We start from the raw sequence: 17,416 nt of genomic DNA on the forward strand, positions 1-17,416 counted from the left end.
GCGATCCGGTCAAGCCCCGTGACCGCGGTGGCGTACAGCCGGACGGGACACCGGGGGCCGGGAGCGATCTTCGTATCCGGTGACAGCAAGAAATGACCACGTGCCACAGTCAGTCGGCCGGCAGTTGGCCGTTCGGACCGCTAATTGGCCGCCTCGTCGAACGACGCCGCCGCCTTGACGCTCGCCCGGGAGTGTCCACGGGGTGCGTGCTGAGGGCTGAGCGACGGGTCAGAAGTTGGTCTTGATCGTCTTCATAGTCAGGTGGGAATCGGTCCGCAGGACGCCGGGCAGACCGGTGAGCTTGCCGGTGAGAAAGGCTTCGTAGGCGACGTGGTCGGCGACCGCGACACGGAGGAAGTAGTCCGGGCGGCCGAAGAAGCGGCGAAACTCGATCACCTCCTCATAGGAGGCGACAGTCTCCTCGAACGCCTCGACGGTCTTGCGGTCGGTGGCGTAGACCTCGACGTCGACGAGGACCTCCAAGCCGTGTCCGACTGCCGCGGGGTCGACGACCGCGCGATAGCCGGAGATGATCCCTGCCTCCTCCAGGCGCTTGACCCGGCGCAGGCACGGCGGTGGCGTGAGGCCGACCCGCTTGGCCAGCTCGACGTTGGTCAGCCGACCATCCTGTCGAAGTTGGAACAAAATGTCACTATCGATTGCATCGAGTTGGATTTGATTGCTCACTCGCCCATCTCAGGGACACGATCCGCAACCAAATAAGGTCCGCTTCGTCATAAAATTTCACCCATAGGAACACCCCACCTTCTGCAGCTATCGACGGCTCTGTCCGACCCGCTGCTCCCGTCTCCTCGCCCCGGACGACGTTCGAGGCCCGGGCCGCGTTCAAGGACTCCCCCTCCGTAGGCCTGAGCCTGGTCCTGCTCGGCCTCGCCTTCGGCGTGCTCATCACGCAGGCCGGACTCGACTGGTGGTGGGCCACCGCGTTCACGACCCTGATCTACGCCGGGTCGTTCGAGTTCCTGCTCATCGGCCTGTTCGTCGCCGTCGCCCCACTGGCGTGCATCGCCCTGACCTCATTCCTGGTGAACATCCGGCCCCTCTTCCATGCGCTCTCCTGAGCACCCTGACAGCCCGGCTCCTCTTCCCTGACCAGATGCTCCTGGCCGCCTTCGCCCTCTTCACCGCCGGGCTCCTGGCCCGCCACCTCACCACCGGCAGGAAGCCGAACCATGCCTGACACTCCCTACCTCATCGCCGCGATCGCCGTCTCCGCCGCCGTGACCTGGGCCCTGCGCGCCCTGCCCTTCGCCGCCCTCACCCCGTTGCGCGGGAGCAGGACCATCCAGTACCTCAGTAGCCGCATGCCCGCCGGCGTCATGGTGATCCTGCTCGTCTACTGCCTGCGCGAACTCCCCGTGACCGAAACCAGGGCCATCGCCCCCGTGATGGCCCTGGCCGTCACCATCGGACTGCACCTGTGACGCCGCAACGCCTTGCTGAGCATCCTCGGCGGCGCCACCGTCCACGTGTAACGAGGTACCGTCCTGGGCCCTGGCCCAGGGGCCGGCTGACGCTGCGGAGCTGGAGGCTGCGCCGGAGCGGGTACCTTGTCGGTCGCCAGGCCACCCATGGCGGAGATGCCCAGCCGCGACAGGTACACCGCCTTCCCAGCGGGAGTCTCTTCGAACAGGCCGTGACCGCGCCGAGCGAACAGCTCTCCCGCCCGGCGCCGGGCTGTCACCCGGCCCAGGCGGACGGGCCGTTCACCGGAATCCGTGCTCGCGCTCGTGCGATCAGGGCGGTGGGCTCGGGGCGCGCCTGCAGCACGTTCAGGATCAGTCGCCACCACTGGTCCAGCCGGGACCCGAGTTCCTGCTCCCTCGCCACCTCGTCGGTGAGGTTGTACAGACCGTAAAGCGCGCACACGAGCGTCGTGGCTGCACCCGATGGCTCGATCCCCTCGGCGAGTTCACCCTTGGACCGGGCCTCGGCCAGAAGCCGTGTGACGGCCACGGTCCAGGCGGCAAACGGTGCGGGCACGGCCGCGTCGATGCTGCGACGCTCGGCCCACAGGCGGGCACCTGCGCGGGCTACGACGTCCTCGCGCAGGACTCTGGCGATTTCGAAGCTCAGAGCGACAAGTTTCTCAAGCGGCGGGACGTCCGGAGTCGTGTAGTAACGGGTCAATTGCGGCCATGCGGCGAACTGTTCGCGGACGACGGCGAGGGCGAGCTTTTCCTTGCTGGAGTAGTGAAAGTAGATGGCTCCGCTGGTCTTCCCCGAGCGGTCACTTATGTCATTGATGCTGGTGCCCGCGTATCCCCGTTCGACAAAAAGATGTGCTGCGGCTTCCAATAGAGATCTCCGGGTCGCTCGCGCCCTGTCTTGCACGTATGTTCCACCTTCGTTCATTTATTCAATAAATTGACGCAGGGAGGTGGTGCGCCCGCGCACTGGCGGTACTACGCCGTTGGCCGCGGAACTTTTATTATCTTCGACTGTGCGTGCATGTGGGTGATATCGAGAAATCGCAGCCAGGTCCCGATGGCTTCGCCAACGGGACTGCCTCGTACGGCCACTAAGACACGACTACCCCAACCGACCTGCTTCGTAGTGCAGTTGACCAGGCCCACGGCACTTCGCGGCCACGCTCCGGCCGCTCCGCACCCCTCACGCCTAGCCTGCAACTGGCCTGCCGTCAAACACTCGAAGTAGTGATTGCGTACCTCTTCTCACAAAATTAACGTAGTGACCACGATGTTTTCGGGCTCGCCCCATGCGGCGGATGACGTCTGTAACGGTGGGCCCCACGGAGGCGAATCGTCCGCCTTCGCGCGCGGTCAAGAAAGACCGTTCGGCATCCCAGTCCCAGCAGTCGAGCGCGTCTCTCCCGCAGTCCGACATCTCACTGAACTCGGCGACACACCGGGGGTTTGCGCTCTCTCCGAGAACGGCAGAGAAATGACAGCTCATGACTTCTTTGGCTGGTCCCCGGCCGCCGTCGTCTTCGATTGCGACGGAACCCTGATGGACACCGAACGCCACTGGCAGGACGCACGCAACAGAGTCTTCAGAGAGTTCGGCCTCAAGCCCCCGGCCGGATTCGCCGAGCGAGCCAAGGGAGTGCACTACACCGAGTGCGGGAGCCTCATGGCCAAGGAGACCGGAAAGCCCGACCTCACCGGCGATATGACCCAGTCGCTTCTCCGACACTTCACGGCGTTGGTCGCCGCAGACCCTGTCACGATGCCGGGCGCGGCGGCGCTGGTCCGTCTGGCCGCCCGTCACCTGCCCTGCGCGGTTGCCAGCAACTGCCCGCTGGACATGGTGGAGTCCAGCCTGGATCGGGCCGGGCTGCTGGGCCATTTCGGCCACATCGTCGTCGCGGGCGCCGGATTGCGTCCCAAGCCCCATCCCGACGTCTACACCGCCGCGGCAGATCTCTGCGGCGTGCGGCCGCAGGACGCACTGGCGGTCGAGGACTCCGTCACCGGCATCGACTCGGCGCGAGCCGCCGGCCTACGCACACTGGGTGCTGGCCCTCGCCCTGCCGGATACGGAGCGGACCGGGCCGATTTATGGGTCAGCACCCTGGCTGACCCGGATCTGGTGGCCTGGGCCAACGCCTGGATCGCTGGTTGATCGTTTCAGGCGCTCGACGACCCACCGGATTCTGCCCAGTCCGGAGCCGCGGCGAGCGGTCATGGTGGGGCCAGGGCACCGCGTGCGCCTCCGACTCGAGGAAGTTCGGCTTTGCGGGCGGTGCTGTGGGTGGTGGGTGCGTCGGGGGTCACGCTCTGGGTCCTGTTCGGTGCGACCGAGATGTGGCGGGGGCCGTAGTGACAGCCAGTCGGTCAGCCGGGCGGACCAGAACAACACCCCAAGCTCCGCAACGTGTCGTGCTCGTGCCGTCGGTGGAAGGCGTCGAGCTCAATTGCCTCCAACGGCACTGTCAGCGGATCCTCCGAGTCCGTGCCGCCCAGCACCGCCGTCCGGATCTGCGGCCCGCTACCCGCACGAACCCCCACCTTTCGCCCCAACTCGACCTATCATCAGTGTCGTTGACACCAGAAACCATCGTCGGGGCAGGCGGAAGGCACTGCGCCCGGTGGGGCCCGGGCTGCTGACGAATTCCATGGCAATGACGTCGAAGAACCCGGGTCTTCTCACCATTGATGGTTGCCTGCCCGTCAGCTGAGGGGTGTGCCCGAGCAGCGGGCTGGTGAACTCTCCCCCGGTCAGGGCGATGTAGCCGTTGTTCTGCGCCCAGCGTTCGGCCTCGAAGCGGGCCCCGGCCGAAGTCGTTGATCGCCGAGAAGCCAAGGAGTTGGCCGCCGGCTAGGTTCACAAGCCGGGCAGCGGCTACTGTGCTGTTGTGGTGATCAACGGGGAGGACACGGCATCCGGGACCGCGCTGTTGATCGCGGCAGCCCCGGCCGGCAAGGGCTGTCTCATCGACGCGACCAGCGTCCTGCCCACGCTCGCGGCGGTGCCGCCCAGCATCCTGACCGGCACGACGGCAGCCACCATCGTTGAACTCGCCGACCCGACCGACCCGCAGACCGTCCTCACCCGCATCCGCGCCGCGGCCGCCGCACCCGGCCCGCTCTCCCTCTACATCGCCGGACAATTCCACCTCGACCACAAGCAGCGCCTGATCCACCTCGCACTCGCCCGGACCACGCCGACCACCCTGCGCTACACCGGATTGCCCTGGCACTGGCTGGCCAGCGAACTCAAACTGCGCCGACCGGGCACCACCACCGTCGTCACCGACGTGGTCGCCGCCCCAGACGCCTGGCAGCAGCTCCGTACCGAGGGTCTTGTTCTCGGCTATGGGATCCGCGTATACGGGCGGATCACCTCGTCACCGCCCCGCCACCGAATCGCAGAACCGGCCTACCTGAAGGCCCTCGCTACCACCTGGCGCAGCGGCATCAACCCGCCGCTCGCCCACCTCCACGAACAGGCCGCCGCCCAGGCCGGCCCCGACGACGCGCTGTTCCTGGCCATCGACGGCACAACCGTCCCCGCCTTTGCGGCGTCGACTGTCCAGGCACAGAACCGGCCACACCAGGAGCCTGCACCTGTTCCGACGGCGCCTGCTCCGTCTTCGGAAAACACCGAGGTGGCCGAAGAGGATCCGCTGCCTGCGATCTTTGCCGCCGCCCACGCCGGGCGGCACGGCGAGGCTGCGTCGCTCGCAGCCATGTGGGAGGGGTGGGCTCTGCGTATCCACGGCGCGGGGTCCGTACAGGCCACCCACTGGCTGGAGGTCCGGGCCGACCTTGCTCGTCTGGCCGACGATCCGGCGCGCAGCTGCGAGTTGTGGATGGCTGCCGCCGACGCCCGCCTTGCCCGGCAACAGCCCCCGGACGACCCCGCCGTAGAAGGCGCCGTGGACCGCGCCCATCACCAGTGGCAGGAACTTCGCGACCCGCAGCGGGCCCGGGAACTCGGCCCGCTCCTGGTCTCGTTGCGCCGCCACGTTCCTGGCCGGCGCTCCGGAGCGGTCGAAGCCGTCCAGCGCCGACTGGAGCTGCTGCACACCATGCCCCCGGTGGGGGCCCGTCGCGCGGCATCCTGACGAGTGCTTTGTGAACGCGAGGCATGGAACCACGGTCACTCCCCGGCCGCGTCAAGGCAGACGGAGAACGTCCGCCGCTACTTCAAACCGTCGCCAGAGGCGATTGCCGAGCTCACATGCCTGCTCGCCCCCGGGGACAGCAACCGCTGAGCCGCGTTCCTTGATCCTTCTCGGTGGCAACGGCGGAGGCGGAGAGGAGCGTCGCGGCGGCAAGGCTGCCCCAGAGGGCGGCCGAGCCGTGGGGTGCGAGAGCGGTGATGACCGCCGGGGAGATGGCGAGGCCGAAGCCCGTGGAGAGCTCGAAGCGGGCGAGGGCGCGTCCCAGGACATGGGCCGGGGCGAGTGCGGTGACGAGCGCGGTGGCGCTGCCGGCGTAGATGATCTCGCCGATGGTGCAGACCACGGACACCGTGGCGACGGCCGGGGCACCCCAGCCGTGTCCCAGTGAGGTGGCCGCGAGGAAGCCGAGGTAGGACACCGCGAGGACCACGCCGGAGAGGGCCAGCACGGTCCGCCGCGAGAAGCGGGACATGAGGACGGTGACCGGAACCTGCAGGGTGACGACCAGCACCGTGTTGGCCACGAAGATGGCTGCCGGCCACACCGGGGATGCGTGCAGCTGTGTCACCAGGACCAGGGGGAGCGCGATTTCGGGGACGTTGAGGCAGAAGACGTAGACCACGTTGGCGGCCAGCAGCGCGCGCATCCGGGGTGCGGGCTTGTCGTCCCTGTCCTCGGCCGGGGCGGCGGCCGGCTGTGCGTGCAGTTGGACCGACCACGCCAAGGCGGCTGCGGCAAGGTAGGCGAGCCCGGTGACGGCCGCCAATGCCCGCAGTGCGGTGGTGCCGCCCGCCAGGCATACGGTGGCGATGAGCGCGCCCGCGCCCAGGGCGGCGTTGCGCAGGGCGCGGGCCCCTGCGAGGGCGGTGTCGCGTTCTCGGCCGTGGGCGACCGTGGCCACGAGCGCGGCGTGGGCGGCCGGCCAGGCCTGGTTGCCGATGCCGAGGAAGAGTGCCGCCGTCGCGAAAGGCCAGACGTGCCCCGCTGGGGCGGCCAGCAGCAGCGCCACGCCCAGCACCCGCACCAGCATCGACGCCGCCACAACTGTGCTGCGTGCGCCGCGGTCCAGCCATCGGCCCACCGCGGGCATGCACACCAGACCCGCGACGATGCCGACCGTCATGGCGGTGCCGGTGACCGGCGCGGACAGCCTCAGTACCGTCACGCCGTAGAGCAGCAGAAAGGGCCGCAGCAGGCCGGTGCCGAGCGCGTCCACGGCCAGGGCGACGGCATAGCGGGGGCCTCCGGAGGCGCGGACGAGGGCGCGGGGCTGGATTCTGGTGCTGGTTGCCATGGCGTCAGACGGTGCGTTCGGCCGCTGGGGCAGGCACGTCGGTTGACACACAACGTCAATCGACGCCGTCGTCGGCCGACCGGGCGGTGATGATGAGGGGATGACGCTGAGGATCGACATCAGCGGTCCGCCGTCCGAGCGAGTGCGGTTCGCCGCCTCCCCGCTGGCCGAGCTGACCGCGATGCTGCACGTGCTGGCCGAACCCGGTCACCATCCGCAGTTCGCCGACTGGGCCGCGGACGTCTGGGCCGGGCTGCGGCCGGAGCTGGCCGAGCGGCTCAGGGAGGCGGAGTTCCTCTGGCGTTCCTCACAGGCCGACTTCCTGATCCCCGCGCGGCCCCGGCCGACCCTCGCCGAGGAGCTGGACGACGTGGACCGAATCGACGACGAGACGTATGTGACCGCCGCGCTCGTCACCACATGCGGCAGCAACCGGGTCCATTTCCCCGGGACGTCGCCGCTCACCGACACGATCGCGCGCGAGCGGGTCCTGGACGTGGCCCAGGCCCGCGGCGCGCTGCAGGAGGCCTTCGCGGAACGGCTGCTCGCGGACCCGGACGCGGTGCGGGCGCGGGTGCGCCACACCCTCGAAGAATGTGCCGAGGCCTTCTTCGACGGCGCCTGGGCGGGCGTCGCGGTGCAGCTTGCCACCGATTTGCGCCTGAAGAACGAACTGCTCCGGCGCCACGGCATCGGGGCGGCACTCGCCTCGGTCTCCGGCGCGGTCACCCTGGCACCGGACGGCGACTGCATCATCGTGGACAAGGTGCAGGACAAGGCGACCGCCGCCCGTGGCGCCGGGGTCACCTTCATCCCCAGCGTCTTCGGCCGCCCGCACCTGGTGGCGGTCCACGCACCCGGGTGGCATCCGGTGGTGCAGTACCCCGTCGCCGAGCCGAGTCCGGCGGAGCCGGTCTCTCTGGAGACGGTCACCCTCCGGCTGGAGGCGCTCGCGCATCCGGTACGGCTGCGGCTGCTGCGCACCCTGGCCCGCGGCCCGCACACCACCGGCGAGCTGGCCCACTTCTGGGAACTCTCACCCCCGGAGGTGTCCCGCCACCTCGCCGTCCTGCGCCGCGCGGGCCTGCTCACGGCTCGACGGCACGGTCGTTACGTCCATTACACCCTCAATCTGCCCGATCTGACGGCGCTGGGCGCCGACCTGCTTGCGGCTGTACTGCGCTGAGTGGCTTCGGTCTATCAGAACGCGGGCGACCACCGCCTTCGCAGCATCATCCGATAGGTCAGCGAGCTGCGGCGCGTACGCGAACCCCGCCAAGGTGAGCAGGCCGAAGACGATGTCGCTGTTTATGTGGACAGTTCAAGTTGATCTCCCTTCGGTGTGTCGTCCGGAACGCGTTGGCGGTGCTGGCAGGAAGCCGCGCAGACCTGCGCAAGGTCGACGTCCAACTTCGCGAAGCCGACGGCCGGTTGCGAGTCCTTCCTCGAGTGCAACCCCTGTTTGCCATACCACCTCGGCCGCGACGGCGCCCGGCCGCGCGCCTAGTCCCCGGGCAGTGGCTCCGCTGGCAGCTCAACTACCGTTTCAGCAGTGCGGCGGGGGCGCGGGACTGGTCGTACTGGCTGGACACGTTCAACGTCGCCTACGGCCCAGTGACCGAAGATGTGTTCTTGTCGGCGCCCACCGTGTTCATCGACGAGCGAGGGCCACTCCGGTAGCCGCTTCGTGGTGTGATCAATCACTGGGGTATTCGGCCTCTGCTTCGGCGTGAGCGGGTTGGCCGAGGTCGGCCAGGAGTCTGTTCGGCTGCGGGGCCGGCGATCGTGGCGCCGGGACCATCGCCCAGAGGGCGCGGCACCCGCTGCACGCGCACGGCCCGCCGGACGGGACGCTGCCGACTCGCCCGTCCCATGAACGGACGATGCCGATCGGAAACGCGCTGCAGCGCGGGGTCCGGGCGCTTCTCGATCGGGTTGGCCCGCTCCAGCAGGCCGGCCAGGTGGAGTCGGGCACGGGAACCGTCCGAATGTCTTTGCCTTCGGTGTGCTCCGCGTGGGTCCACGAGGTGCTGCGGCCACCTCTCAGGTCAGATCCGGGCGAGGGTGGATGGTCCAGTGGTTGGTTCGCAGGACTCGCCCGGCGAAGGTCACGTCCTGCTCGCCCAGGGACCTGAAACCGAGGGAGCGGCAGATACTGTTTGACGCGGCGTTGGTTGTTGCCGGAAATGCGTGTACAAGCCCCCACCGGCCGTCGTCGCGTGCCAGCTCAAGCAGCATGCGGACGCCCTGCTTGCCGAGTCCCCGCCCCTGAAACTCCGGCAGTACCATCCAGCCGATCTCGGAGATGCGCTCGGCGTCGGTACCGTGCGACCACAAGGTCACGGTTCCCGCGACCACTTCCGGTTCGGCTTCATCGGGCACGATCATCTTTATCCAGTCCGTGCCCGCCGCCGCCCGTTGAACATCACGTTGGACCTTCGACTCCATGCCCTCGCGAGGCAATGGGCCACCGAGATCGGCCATCATGGCCGTATCGCATCGCATCCGAACGTAAGCGTCGACGTCGCCGTACTCAACCTCACGCAGCAGCATCTGTGTTGCTCCTCTGTCCACTGGCCTCTTGCTACTCCCGCGAGCATTCCAGAAGGACATTGGAGGTGGACGACATGGCTGGCCGCGGCTGATCTCGGCCGCGGGGGCCCCAGTCTTCGGCGGCGGCTCGCTGCCATTTGACGGCGACGGTGATGTCGATGCCCAGCGTACGGCCAAGGACCGCGGCGGGCATCTCGGTGGCGAGCTGGAACAGCGCGGTTGAGCGGGTCTCCGCAAGGCGGATGCCCTGCTTACGGAGTCGTTCGCCCATGGCCACACCGGGTCGTGACCACGGGGACCACGGTCACCGGGCAGGCCGTCGACCTCCAGGCGGATCAGTGTGCCTTCACTGACGGGCAGTTCGCCGTTGTGGATACGGAGCGCAGTTGGTCGGACGGTCACTGCGCCGGCGCCGGCGTCGTCGCCAGGTGCGAGCCGGACCGCGTCCAGCACCCCGGTCCAGGATGTGCGCCCGGACTCAAGCGCGACAGGGCTGACGTCCACCGCGAGCAAGATCCGCCCATCGTCCGTCCGGGGCACCGGCAGACCGGCCGGCTCAGCACGTAACCGAGTCACCTCGGTCCGGCCGCAGTTCAGCCCGTCGTAGAGCGGCCGTGGCGGGTCGCCGGCCTCGCTGACGCCTGGGCAGTGGCTGTGGGGTTGCCGTCGGCTGAAAAACACTTGGACACCGCGGGCGCCGCCGCGCGACACTGCGATTCCTGGCCTCCCCGCACTCGCACCGACGCGTCGCCGCCACGAGCAGCGCGGGGGCTCCGCCGTCGTGCCCCGCCTTCGGAAGACGACCCGGGCGAAGGCACTCAATCGAACCGCAGCTCCGCACGACCTTGGGGCAGCGGCTTCTCCCCGGAGAAGCGCGTCACGGGCTGCCGCATCGACAACACAGGGGTGGGATGGGATTGCCTGAATCGCGCGAGGTTCCGCCCGGCAGGGGCCCGGTACTCCTCGCCCTTCGTCACTACGGGCGGGAGTTGGCCCGGCTCCGGCGGCTGACGGCGCCCGCGATGCTGCTGCCTGCGTTGGGCAACATCGGTATCAACTACGTCGCGCCGCTGCTCGTCGCGAAGCTCGTCGGCCGGATCGCCGGCGACGCCGGAATCGCCATCGGCTCGGCGCTGCCCTACATCCTCGGCTTCGCCGGCGTCCTGCTGCTCGCGGAGACGCTGTGGCGCATCGGTCTGCACTGCCTGAACCGCCTTGACGCCCGCGGTATCGAGCACCTGTACGTGATCGGCATGGACGAGCTGTTCGCCAAGGACGCCACGTTCTTCCACGACAACTTCGCCGGGTCGCTGACCAAGCGGGTTCTGAGCTTCGCCTCCCGCTTCGAGGAGTTCGTCGACACGCTGACGTTCTCGGTCGTGGGCAGCTTCGTGCCCCTGGTGTTCGGGTCGGTGGTGCTCTGGCGCTACGAACCGATGCTCGTTGTCGGGCTCTTGGCGATGATCGCGCTGACGGCGCTGTGCGTGACGCCCCTCATCCGCCGCCGCCAGGCGCTCGTCGACCAGCGTGAGGAGGCGATCGCCCGGGTGTCGGGCCACGTCGCGGACAGCCTGATGAACATGGACACGGTCCGGGCGTTCGCCGCCGAGGAGCGCGAGGCCGCCGAGCACCGGTCCCGCGTCGCGGTGTCGCGGCGGCTCACGTTGCGGTCGTGGGACTACGGCAACTTGCGCATCGACACACTGGTCGCACCGATGTCCGTGCTGACCAACGCGCTGGGCCTGCTGCTCGCGGTCGCGATCGGCGGGAGCGGGCACGGCGTGGAGGCGATCGTGGTCGCCTTCACGTACTACACGAACGCGACGCGGATCATGTTCGAGTTCAACCAGATCTACCGCCGCCTGGAAAGCTCGATGACGGAGGCCGCGCAGTTCACGGAACTGCTGCTGAGGCCGCCGACCGTTCTCGACCCGGCGTCGCCGGAGCCGCTGCTGTCCCGGGCCGCCGACGTCCGCTTCGAGCACGTGACCTTTGCCCACGCGGGCGCCGAGCCGCTCTTCGACGGCCTCGACCTGGCTGTGCCCAGCGGAGCGAAAGTCGGCCTCGTCGGCCGGTCCGGCGGGGGCAAGACCACGCTCAGCCGGCTGCTGCTGCGGATGACGGACATCGACGCGGGACGGATTCTGATCGGCGGTCAGGACATCAGCATGCTGCGCCAGGCCGACCTGCGCAGCCTGATCGCCTACGTGCCGCAGGACCCGGCGATGTTCCACCGCACGCTGCGGGACAACATCGCGTTCGCCCGGCCGGACGCCACCGACGCCGAAATCCGCCGCGCGGCCGAGGCGGCGCACGTCACGGAGTTCGCCGACGCGCTGCCGGACGGCTTCGACACCATGGTGGGCGAGCGCGGGGTCAAGCTGTCCGGCGGACAGCGCCAGCGGGTCGCCCTCGCCAGGGCGATCCTGCGCGACGCGCCGATCCTGCTGCTCGACGAGGCGACCAGCGCCCTGGACTCCGAGAGCGAGATCCTCGTCCAGGAGGCGCTGTGGCGGCTCATGGAGGGCCGGACAGCACTCGTGGTGGCGCACCGGCTGAGCACGGTCGCCACCATGGACCGGCTCGTCGTCCTCGACCGCGGAAGAATTGTCGAGCAGGGCACGCACCAGGAACTGCTCGCGTCGGACGGCGCCTACGCGAAGCTGTGGCAGCACCAGTCGGGCGGCTTCCTCGAAGACAACCCCGCGCGGGCCGACCTGCACTGAACGCGAGCGGCAGGACAACAGCCCGCGGATCACCTTCGGCGACAAAGGATGATCAACGCCCGGAGCCTGGCACGTGAGTCCGCGAGGCGTCGATCGGCCACATGTCTGTCCATGGAAACGGCGCATGCCGCCTGACGTGCCCCGACCAACGCCCCATTGTGCAAGATGCGGCGGGAATGCGAGACTCGCGCTGCAACTGGGGCTACGGAAGGGGGAGTTGCGATATGAGAGGTATGCGCGTGGGGGGTGCGGTGGCTACGGGCATTGCCCTGTTACTGCTCACCGGCTGCGGGGAAGGCGGCAACCGGGGCAACGGCCCGGAGACACTCGACCCGAAGGCCGACATCACCAAGCAGTCCCTCACCGTCTCCATCTGGGACGGCTACAGCCCGGAGAACCTCCCCGAGCGGGTCAAGAAGGACCTCGGCGTCCCGGTGAAGATCGCGCACCACGCCACCAACGAAGAGATCATGGCCAAGCTGACGGCCGGTGGCGCGGCAGGGAGCGACAGCGGTGTCGATGTCGCCTTCGTCTCCGGCCAGTACGCCCAGGCCCTGAACGAAGCCGGACTTGTCGAGCCCATCCACCCGGACCTGATCCCGAACCTCAAGAACCTCTACCCCGAGGCCCGGCAGCTCGCCTACGACAAGGGCAACACTTTCTCCGTCCCCTACACCTGGGGGACGACCGGGATCTGCTACCGCACCGACCTCGTGAAGCAGCCCCCGACCAGCTGGAACGACCTCCTCAAGCCCCCGCCCGCGCTGAAGAAGAAGGTCACCATGATGACCACCGAGCGCTGGCTGGCCCTTCCCGCACTCAAGGTGCTCGGGCACTCCGTCAACACCACCAGCGACCAGGAGTTCACCGCCGCCCGCGCCTTGCTCCTCGACGCCAAGAAGAACCTGCTGGCCTACGACGACACCACCTTCGGTGACCGGCTGACCAAGGGCGAGTCGGCGATGGCCGAGGCCTGGGACGGCTGGTGCCCCACCAGCGACCCGAAGATCAAGTTCACCGTCCCGAAGGAGGGCAGCGATCTCTGGGTCGACACGATGGTCGTGCTGAAGTCCTCCAGGAACAAAGAGGCCGCGCACGCCCTCATCAACTACATCCTCGACCCGGAGATCCACAGCTGGGCCGCCGAGAACATCCTCTACAAGGTGCCCAACAAGGCGGCGATGGAACGGCTCGACCCTGAAGTGGTCGAGGCCAACACACCACTGCGCATGACCCCGGCCGAGCTGCTGAAGGGCGAATCCATCGTCGATGTCGGCGAGGCGGCCACGAAGTACACCCGGCTGTCGACCGAGGTAGCCGCCGGCTCATGAAGCGGTGGCCGCTGACCGGGCCCGGCCTGACCTTTCTGGCCGTTCTCATGGTCATCCCTCTGGGCATGGTGCTGAGTTACGCCTTCCTCCGGCGCGGCCGCTTCGGCGGTGTCGTGTACGAGCCGACCACCGAAAACCTCACGCGCCTCGCCGACCCCCTCTACGCCGACGTCGTCCTCCACTCCACCTGGATCGCCGGCCTCACCACCGTCCTCGCCCTCCTGATCGGCTATCCGACGGCGTATGTGATCGCCGGCCTCCCGCGCCGCCGCCGGACGATCGCGCTGATCGCCGTCGTCCTGCCGTTCTGGACCAGCTTCCTCATCCGCGTCTACGCCTGGATCGTGCTGCTGAGCGGCCCCGGCTGGCTCAACAAGGCGCTGGGCGCGATCGGCCTGGGCCCGGTGGATGTCCTCTACACGGACGGCGCCGTCGTCGTCGGTCTGCTGTACGCGTATCTGCCGCTGATGATCCTCCCGCTGTACGCGTCCCTCAGCCGGCTCGATCAGCAACTGCGCGAGGCTGCCGCGAACCTGGGCGCCGGACCGTGGACCACCTTCCGTACGGTCACGCTTCCCCTCACCCTCCCCGGGGCCCTCACCGGCTGCCTCTTCGTCTTCGTACCGAGCTTCGGGAACTTCGTCGTCCCAGAACTGCTCGGCGGAGGACGATCGGTGATGGTCGGCAACCTCATCCGCGACCAGTTCCTCAAGGCACGCGACTGGCCCTTCGGCTCGGCGCTCGCGCTCGCACTGCTGGCCGTGCTGATGCTGTTGCTCTTCGCGCAGGCGTGGGCGGCGAGGAGGTACGCGACCCGATGACGAACACCCCGAACCGGCTGCTGACACGCCTTCCGTTCTGGCTGACGTACCTCTTCCTCTACGCGCCCGTCGTCGTCCTCGTCACCATGTCGTTCAGCGCGGGCGGCTCTCCGTACGCCTTCGAGGGATTCAGCCTGCGCTGGTACGCCGAACTGGCAGGCGACGACGAGATCCTGCACGGGCTCGTCAACACCCTGATCGTCGCGGCGGGGTCCGCGGCGCTGTCCACCGTCCTCGGCACCCTGCTCGCGGTCGGCGCAGGCCGTGACAACCGTTCACGGCTGCTGGACGCGGTGACCCTGCTCCCCGCCGTCGTCCCCGATCTGCTGCTCGCCATCGGCCTGCTCGTCTTCTACGCAGCTGTCCGGTTCACTCTCGGCGTGCACAGCGTGCTGCTCGCGCACACCGTCTTCGGCACCGCCTTCGTCGCCGCGCTCGTACGGACCCGGCTGGCGCACACCGATCCCTCGCTGGAGGAGGCCTCCCGGGACCTGGGTGCGACGCCGCCGGCGACGTTCGTCCGCATCACCCTGCCGTCCCTCGCGCCGGGCATCGTCGCTGGGGCTTTGCTCGCCTTCACGCTCTCCGTCGACGAGTTCGTCATCGCGTTCTTCACCGCCGCTCCGACCGAGCCGACGCTCCCGATCGTCGTGTACTCGATGGTTCGCTTCGGCGTCACCCCGGAGATCAACGCGCTGGCGACCCTGCTGCTGGCGGTCAGCTTCACCGCCGTCGTGGCCGCGCAGCGGCTCACCCGTACGACCCACCCCGGCACTCCGGAGGCGACAAGTTGATCAAGATCAAGGGGATCGACCACCGCTTCGGGCAGACGCGGGCGCTGGACGGCGTCTCGCTGGACATCGGTGAGGGCGAGTTCTGTGCCCTGCTCGGGCCGAGCGGCTGCGGCAAGACGACCCTGTTACGAATCCTCGCCGGCTTCGAGACCCCGGACGCGGGCACGGTCACGCTCGACGGGAAGGACCTGCTGGCCGTGGCGCCGCACCGGCGCCCCGTCAATCTGATGTTCCAGTCGTTCGCGCTCTTCCCGCACATGTCCGTCGATCGGAACGTGGCGTACGGGCTGGAGCGGGAGCGGCTCCCGCGCCGTGAGATACGGGAACGGGTCGACGCGGTACTGGCCACCGTCGGTCTGACCGCGTACGCCCGGCGCAGGCCGCACGAGCTCTCCGGCGGACAGCGCCAGCGTGTCGCGCTCGCCCGCGCGATCGTGAAGCGGCCCCGTCTGCTGCTGCTCGACGAGCCGCTGTCCGCGCTCGACAAGCAGGTGCGGGCTGAGATGCAGCTGGAGCTGAAGCGGCTGCAGAACGAGGTCGGCATCACCTTCCTCGTGGTCACGCACGACCAGGAGGAGGCGATGTCGCTCGCCGACCGGATCGCCGTCATGAACGCGGGCCGCATCGAGCAGACCGATGCGCCGGTGGCGCTGTACGAACGGCCGCGCACCGCTTTCGTCGCGGGCTTCGTCGGCGCGAACAATCTCCTTCCGGGCCCGCACGGCATCACGGCCGTGCGCCCGGAGCGCATCCACATCGGCGCCGGTGACAGCCACGGCGACGACATCGGGGGCAGCCGGCTCACGGGTACGGTCGTCGACGTCAGTTTCCATGGCGGTACGTCGCACCTCGCCGTGCGCGTCCCCCACATGGACCAGCCGGTACTCGTCGCCGTCCAGGGCCCGTCCCGTGTCGTGCCCGGCGAGCGGGTCTCGCTCTCCTGGCCGTCGGAGGCCGCCGTCCGCATTCCTGCCGAACCGATCGAGGGGGAAACATGACAGAGCGTCGGCTCACCGTGCTGTTCGTACCGGAGAGCGCGTACGGACCCACCAACAACTGCGTCGGCATCGGCGATGTCCTGCGCCGCCGGGGCCATCGGGTCGTCTTCGCCGCCGAGGCCTCCTGGAAGGGGAAGCTCACGGCACTCGGCTTCGAGGAGGACCTGGTCGACCTCGCGCCCGCACCAGAAGGCGAGCAGGACGCGGGTCAGTTCTGGAAGGACTTCATTCGTGACACCGCCCCGGAGTTCCGCAAGCCGACCATCGAGCAGCTGGAGACCTGGATCAAGCCGGTCTGGGAGGAGCTCATCGCGGGCGTCAAGTACTGCGAGCCGCGGCTGCGGCAGATCATCGAACGGGTCCGGCCCGATGTGATCGTCGAGGACAACGTCGTCTCCTTCCCCGCTCTGCTGACCGCCGGCAAGCCCTTCGTACGCATCATGTCCTGCAACCCCCTTGAGCTGAGGACGGGCGGCGTGCCCCCCGCCTTCTCCGGCTATCCTTCGGCGGACCGCACCGGCTGGGCGGAGTTCCGGGAGGCCTACGACCACTCGCACCGCGCGCTCTGGGAAGCGTTCAACGCGTGGGTGGTGGACCAGGGAGCTCCGGCCCTGCCGGAGCTGGACTTCATCCACGAAGGCGGCACGAATCTCTACGTGTACCCGGAGGCCGCGGACTACGAGCGCGCGCTCGGCCCATCCTGGCACCGGCTGGACTCCTCGGTGCGGGAGACGGACGAGAAGTTCGAGCTGCCTGCGGAACTGCGGAACGGCGACGGCGCGTTGATCTACTTCTCGCTGGGTTCGCTCGGCTCGGCGGACGTGGAGCTGATGCGGCGCATCATCAGCTTGCTGGCCGGGACCCCGCACCGCTACATCGTGTCCGAGGGCCCGCTGCACGAGGAGATCGAGCTCGCGCCGAACATGTGGGGCGCCGAGTTCCTGCCGCAGACGTCGATCCTGCCGCTCGTCGATCTGGTCATCACGCACGGCGGCAACAACACGACGACCGAGGCCCTCCACTTCGGCAAGCCGATGGTGCTGCTGCCACTGTTCTGGGACCAGTACGACAACGCCCAGCGGATGGACGAGCTGGGCTTCGGCGTCCGGCTGGACACCTACCGCTTCACGGACGGGGAATTGACAGGGACGGTGGACCGGCTGCTCGCGGACAACGCGCTGCGGGAGCGGCTGGCCGGCGTGGGCGAGAAGATCCGCCACCGGGACGGCCTGCGTAAAGCGGCGGATCTCATCGAAGGAGCTGCTACGTCCACGGCGTGACAATGAGG

At 68.6% G+C, this 17,416-nt stretch carries 16 protein-coding genes and 2 pseudogenes; 12 read left to right on the plus strand and 6 right to left on the minus strand.

The annotated features are described in order from the left end of the window. Positions 1-228 precede the first annotated feature (228 nt). A complete protein-coding gene (locus ACZ7L9_RS21405) occupies positions 229-660 on the minus strand; it encodes an Lrp/AsnC family transcriptional regulator (RefSeq protein ID WP_471417311.1) in 432 nt (143 codons plus the stop codon). Positions 661-902: 242 nt separating this feature from the next. Here ACZ7L9_RS21405 and ACZ7L9_RS21410 point away from each other — a divergent pair, with 242 nt between their 5' ends. Together ACZ7L9_RS21410 and ACZ7L9_RS21415 are read left to right on the plus strand one after the other, a co-directional pair. After that, on the plus strand, positions 903-1,082 hold the full coding sequence (locus ACZ7L9_RS21410) for an AzlC family ABC transporter permease (protein ID WP_471417023.1): 180 nt from the start codon (positions 903-905) through the stop codon (positions 1,080-1,082). Positions 1,083-1,193: 111 nt separating this feature from the next. Then, positions 1,194-1,442, plus strand: a pseudogene (locus tag ACZ7L9_RS21415) (AzlD domain-containing protein); the annotation flags it as partial. 259 nt (positions 1,443-1,701) lie between these two features. Here ACZ7L9_RS21415 and ACZ7L9_RS21420 read toward each other — a convergent pair. Next, a complete protein-coding gene (locus tag ACZ7L9_RS21420) occupies positions 1,702-2,376 on the minus strand; it encodes a ScbR family autoregulator-binding transcription factor (RefSeq protein ID WP_471417025.1) in 675 nt (224 codons plus the stop codon). A gap of 549 nt (positions 2,377-2,925) precedes the next feature. Between ACZ7L9_RS21420 and ACZ7L9_RS21425 the strand changes: the two genes are divergently transcribed. Together ACZ7L9_RS21425 and ACZ7L9_RS21430 are read left to right on the plus strand one after the other, a co-directional pair. Continuing rightward, positions 2,926-3,606: an HAD family hydrolase gene (locus ACZ7L9_RS21425; protein ID WP_471417027.1), complete on the plus strand. Its 681-nt coding sequence runs from the start codon at positions 2,926-2,928 to the stop codon at positions 3,604-3,606. Between the two features lie 733 nt (positions 3,607-4,339). Next, a complete protein-coding gene (locus ACZ7L9_RS21430; protein ID WP_471417029.1) occupies positions 4,340-5,551 on the plus strand; it encodes a hypothetical protein in 1,212 nt (403 codons plus the stop codon). 112 nt (positions 5,552-5,663) lie between these two features. Here ACZ7L9_RS21430 and ACZ7L9_RS21435 read toward each other — a convergent pair whose 3' ends face one another. Then, entirely contained in the window at positions 5,664-6,905 is a 1,242-nt protein-coding gene (locus tag ACZ7L9_RS21435) for an MFS transporter (protein WP_471417031.1), read from the minus strand. A gap of 100 nt (positions 6,906-7,005) precedes the next feature. Between ACZ7L9_RS21435 and ACZ7L9_RS21440 the strand changes: the two genes are divergently transcribed. After that, the gene (locus ACZ7L9_RS21440; RefSeq protein WP_471417033.1) at positions 7,006-8,091 is read left to right on the plus strand and encodes a DUF5937 family protein; all 1,086 of its coding nucleotides are present in this window, start codon (positions 7,006-7,008) and stop codon (positions 8,089-8,091) included. Between the two features lie 173 nt (positions 8,092-8,264). Next, entirely contained in the window at positions 8,265-8,585 is a 321-nt protein-coding gene (locus ACZ7L9_RS21445) for a hypothetical protein (RefSeq protein ID WP_471417034.1), read from the plus strand. A 363-nt stretch (positions 8,586-8,948) separates the two neighbouring features. Here ACZ7L9_RS21445 and ACZ7L9_RS21450 read toward each other — a convergent pair whose 3' ends face one another. The 3 genes and pseudogenes from ACZ7L9_RS21450 to ACZ7L9_RS21460 form a co-directional block, all read right to left on the minus strand. After that, entirely contained in the window at positions 8,949-9,458 is a 510-nt protein-coding gene (locus tag ACZ7L9_RS21450; RefSeq protein WP_471417313.1) for a GNAT family N-acetyltransferase, read from the minus strand. A gap of 31 nt (positions 9,459-9,489) precedes the next feature. After that, complete coding sequence (locus ACZ7L9_RS21455) at positions 9,490-9,729, minus strand: hypothetical protein (protein WP_471417325.1); 240 nt, start codon at positions 9,727-9,729, stop codon at positions 9,490-9,492. A gap of 137 nt (positions 9,730-9,866) precedes the next feature. Continuing rightward, positions 9,867-10,067: pseudogene (locus tag ACZ7L9_RS21460) on the minus strand (NF041680 family putative transposase); the annotation flags it as partial. A gap of 302 nt (positions 10,068-10,369) precedes the next feature. On the opposite strand from ACZ7L9_RS21460, the gene ACZ7L9_RS21465 reads away from it, so the two are divergent. From ACZ7L9_RS21465 to ACZ7L9_RS21490, 6 genes are all read left to right on the plus strand, one after another. Next, positions 10,370-12,184, plus strand: coding sequence for an ABC transporter ATP-binding protein (locus ACZ7L9_RS21465; protein ID WP_471417037.1), 1,815 nt, complete (start codon positions 10,370-10,372; stop codon positions 12,182-12,184). A 251-nt stretch (positions 12,185-12,435) separates the two neighbouring features. Further along, complete coding sequence (locus tag ACZ7L9_RS21470; RefSeq protein WP_471417039.1) at positions 12,436-13,515, plus strand: polyamine ABC transporter substrate-binding protein; 1,080 nt, start codon at positions 12,436-12,438, stop codon at positions 13,513-13,515. Further along, positions 13,512-14,336: an ABC transporter permease gene (locus ACZ7L9_RS21475; protein WP_471417040.1), complete on the plus strand. Its 825-nt coding sequence runs from the start codon at positions 13,512-13,514 to the stop codon at positions 14,334-14,336. The genes ACZ7L9_RS21470 and ACZ7L9_RS21475 overlap by 4 nt, the downstream gene beginning before the upstream one ends. Beyond that, positions 14,333-15,130: an ABC transporter permease gene (locus ACZ7L9_RS21480; protein WP_471417042.1), complete on the plus strand. Its 798-nt coding sequence runs from the start codon at positions 14,333-14,335 to the stop codon at positions 15,128-15,130. The genes ACZ7L9_RS21475 and ACZ7L9_RS21480 overlap by 4 nt, the downstream gene beginning before the upstream one ends. After that, complete coding sequence (locus ACZ7L9_RS21485; RefSeq protein ID WP_471417045.1) at positions 15,127-16,128, plus strand: ABC transporter ATP-binding protein; 1,002 nt, start codon at positions 15,127-15,129, stop codon at positions 16,126-16,128. Before ACZ7L9_RS21480 ends, ACZ7L9_RS21485 begins: the two co-directional genes overlap by 4 nt. Next, the gene (locus ACZ7L9_RS21490) at positions 16,125-17,408 is read left to right on the plus strand and encodes a glycosyltransferase (protein ID WP_471417046.1); all 1,284 of its coding nucleotides are present in this window, start codon (positions 16,125-16,127) and stop codon (positions 17,406-17,408) included. Before ACZ7L9_RS21485 ends, ACZ7L9_RS21490 begins: the two co-directional genes overlap by 4 nt. Positions 17,409-17,416: the final 8 nt, after the last annotated feature.

The sequence above is a fragment of the Streptomyces sp. NPDC111516 genome, assembly GCF_055635345.1.

Excerpts from the sequence above, each read along its gene's own strand:
- ACZ7L9_RS21450 (WP_471417313.1), bottom strand. The coding sequence starts at position 9,458 with ATGCTGCTGCGTGAGGTTGAGTACGGCGACGTCGACGCTTACGTTCGG.
- ACZ7L9_RS21435 (WP_471417031.1), bottom strand. The coding sequence starts at position 6,905 with ATGGCAACCAGCACCAGAATCCAGCCCCGCGCCCTCGTCCGCGCCTCC.
- ACZ7L9_RS21490 (WP_471417046.1), top strand. The coding sequence starts at position 16,125 with ATGACAGAGCGTCGGCTCACCGTGCTGTTCGTACCGGAGAGCGCGTAC.
- ACZ7L9_RS21465 (WP_471417037.1), top strand. The coding sequence starts at position 10,370 with ATGGGATTGCCTGAATCGCGCGAGGTTCCGCCCGGCAGGGGCCCGGTA.
- ACZ7L9_RS21425 (WP_471417027.1), top strand. The coding sequence starts at position 2,926 with ATGACAGCTCATGACTTCTTTGGCTGGTCCCCGGCCGCCGTCGTCTTC.
- ACZ7L9_RS21480 (WP_471417042.1), top strand. The coding sequence starts at position 14,333 with ATGACGAACACCCCGAACCGGCTGCTGACACGCCTTCCGTTCTGGCTG.
- ACZ7L9_RS21440 (WP_471417033.1), top strand. The coding sequence starts at position 7,006 with ATGACGCTGAGGATCGACATCAGCGGTCCGCCGTCCGAGCGAGTGCGG.
- ACZ7L9_RS21455 (WP_471417325.1), bottom strand. The coding sequence starts at position 9,729 with ATGGGCGAACGACTCCGTAAGCAGGGCATCCGCCTTGCGGAGACCCGC.
- ACZ7L9_RS21420 (WP_471417025.1), bottom strand. The coding sequence starts at position 2,376 with ATGAACGAAGGTGGAACATACGTGCAAGACAGGGCGCGAGCGACCCGG.
- ACZ7L9_RS21475 (WP_471417040.1), top strand. The coding sequence starts at position 13,512 with ATGAAGCGGTGGCCGCTGACCGGGCCCGGCCTGACCTTTCTGGCCGTT.